The following is a 2,459-nucleotide window of genomic DNA, read 5'->3' on the forward strand; positions in this document are numbered from 1 at the left end:
CAAATGTTGCAATTTACATTTAACCCCTGTAAAATTTAGGGTGTAAAAAATATTATAGGAGATGTGATTATGAAGAAAATTTTAACTTCACTTATGCTAATTGGATTAGTAGTATTTGGCTTTATTTTACCAAGCAATAATGCAAGTGCAGCTGAAAACACGCCACTTGTCGACAAAGTACAAATTACTAACATCGGAAACAATGAGTATATCGACTATGGGCAAGGTAAAAAGTATAGAGTTTACGCATATAAAAACACAACATTCAAAGGATATGCATATGACGCAAATGGACAAGCAGTACCTGCTGGTACAACTTTTTACATTTACTTCGATGGCGCACTAAATTTTGCTAAAAAAGATATTTTATGTACTGTAGGAGCAAATGGCGCATTTGAAGGTTCAGTGGAAATGCCTAGTGGTAAGGGGAATTATTCTTTCTGGGCTTCAAGATCAACACACTACTACGATATTGTGACTCTTGGTTATTACAATGGTCCTAACAAAACTAATCCGATTTCAAAAGCAAATGAAAAAACAGTTTATCATTACGCTCAGGGAGTATATCATCCATAAAAAAGAGCCAGCCTATAAGCTGGCCATTTTTTATTTTATAGAAATATAGACGTTATAAGTCGTAATGTAGTAAGTTTTTCCTTTTAAATCGTGTTCTTTATATTGCACGGATGCTTTCGGTTTAAATACTTAGTTTAGATATGATGAATTAGTAAATATAAATTAAAAGAAGCCACCCAACAGGATAGCTTTCAATGTTTATTTTTTAATGTACTCGTACCACCAGTTTCTTTCATCCATCCAAGCTGTAATCTTATCAAGCTCGCCATTAGGTAGTACTTCAGTTTGTAAGTAAGCTAAACCAGTTAATGGATCAGAGACAACCTTCCCTTTTGTTCCACGCTCATTCATAGCATTTACGACTTCCTGAACCAGTGAAATGCCAAATCCACCAGATTTAACGTATTGATAGCCACCATTGGCAATAGCTTGTTCTAGGTGTTTTTCTCCTGTAAACCAAGATAATGATTTACTGCCAATCAATTGATTCAAATCACACTTACCGATACCAGGTACATTACCTGTCTCTGTGTATTGCCAAATATCGCATGGATAAGCTGGCTTGTTACCGCCATAACGAGGAATCCAAACAAAGTCAGATTTTACATTTGCCATACCAAACGGAGCATACATATGGTGACCAACGTATAAACCAACTTTCTGAGCACCTAATTGGCGCAGTTCATCAATAAATGCTTGTGTGCCCGCTCTCATATCATTCATTGTTTTTACTTCAACATCTGCAACCCAGACTGTCGCGTTCTTGTCTCCACGATTCCAGAAGTCACGAGCTTCTATTCGTGCATCGTTTTCAGAAACGAAGCGACAGAATGCATAGTTACCAAAAGGAATACCATGTTGCTTCATGGCTTGTACATATCCTTTATACAATGGATCTACATAATTTGAACCATCTTGTACACGAGCGATGATGAAATCAATGTATTGCTTTGCTATAGGCCAGTTAATGTCACCATTCCATTTTGAAATATCAATAATTTGTCCCATTACTTAACATCTCCTTTTCTATCTTCTTGTTTTTGTTTACCGCCTAAAATCTCAACTGCATTTGTTAAAGCTTGCGGAAGCGGAATACCCATTCGTCCGGCATTTTCTAAAAGTGAAAGTAATTCATTACCCATGAAGAAGAAAATTGTCGCTTCACGAATAGCACTATTACTTCCTAACGCTGCATCTAATTGAGCTGCTGCTCCGACCAAAAGAAAAAGCACCACCTTTTTGGCGATGCCTTTGAAACCAACTTTACTTTTTAATTCCCCGTTATATCCTGCTGCAATCATGCCAGTTAGATAATCAATAACTGCCATCGTTACTAAGATTTTCAATGTTGCATCCCATCCTCCCAAGAAATACCCACAGAAGCCACCGAAAGTGGCAATAAAGGTTTTTAATAATAAATCAATACGATCCATCTTTTCCTCTCCTTTTTAGATAATAAAAACAGACCAGCTTATGGCTGCTCTGTTTGCGTTGTATTTTCAGTTGTTAGCTTTTCTAATCCTTGAGGATATACCCCTGTTAACTTATAGTAATCCTCTGCACAAATTTGTCTTTTTACTGGCCCCATATCTAAGTCATATAATCTCGCACCGCGTCCACAAAATTGACATTTAGTTGCAATTCGCATCGAAACAGTACCATCAATTAAACCCCATACCTCTACCTGTGAACCTTCAGTTATTCCTGCATCCCTTAACATATCAAAAGGGATTGGAATAAATAGTCCTTTTTCTGTATTTGATACATTGACCAATCTTCCTGCAAATGGAAACCCTTCTCCTGCTTGTACTGGAAACATCCATATCACTCTCCTTGTTTTTTAAAACATTTTCCATTGTCCATCACAATAATAGAAGCCCCAC

4 protein-coding genes are annotated in these 2,459 nt (G+C 36.8%); 1 reads left to right on the forward strand and 3 read right to left on the reverse strand.

The window, feature by feature from the left end; all coding sequences use genetic code 11:
• Positions 1 to 69 precede the first annotated feature (69 nt).
• A complete protein-coding gene (locus ACQGSG_RS28260; RefSeq protein ID WP_016118526.1) occupies positions 70 to 576 on the forward strand; it encodes a hypothetical protein in 507 nt (168 codons plus the stop codon).
• Between the two features lie 198 nt (positions 577 to 774).
• Here ACQGSG_RS28260 and ACQGSG_RS28265 read toward each other — a convergent pair whose 3' ends face one another.
• Genes ACQGSG_RS28265 through ACQGSG_RS28275 form a run of 3 tightly spaced genes read right to left on the reverse strand, consistent with a single transcriptional unit; the run spans position 775 to position 2,395 of the window.
• Positions 775 to 1,584 carry a GH25 family lysozyme gene (locus ACQGSG_RS28265; RefSeq protein ID WP_098604686.1) on the reverse strand — a complete coding sequence of 270 codons (810 nt, stop codon included), beginning with the start codon at positions 1,582 to 1,584 and terminating at the stop codon, positions 775 to 777.
• Positions 1,584 to 2,009, reverse strand: coding sequence for a phage holin family protein (locus ACQGSG_RS28270; protein WP_098604685.1), 426 nt, complete (start codon positions 2,007 to 2,009; stop codon positions 1,584 to 1,586). Before ACQGSG_RS28270 ends, ACQGSG_RS28265 begins: the two co-directional genes overlap by 1 nt.
• Positions 2,010 to 2,047: 38 nt before the next feature.
• Positions 2,048 to 2,395: a hypothetical protein gene (locus tag ACQGSG_RS28275; RefSeq protein ID WP_098604684.1), complete on the reverse strand. Its 348-nt coding sequence runs from the start codon at positions 2,393 to 2,395 to the stop codon at positions 2,048 to 2,050.
• Between the last annotated feature and the right edge of the window lie 64 nt (positions 2,396 to 2,459).

Origin of the sequence: Bacillus sp. GMa5/1 (assembly GCF_050172015.1) — a bacterium.
Classification (GTDB): Bacteria; Bacillota; Bacilli; order Bacillales; family Bacillaceae_G; genus Bacillus_A; species Bacillus_A cereus.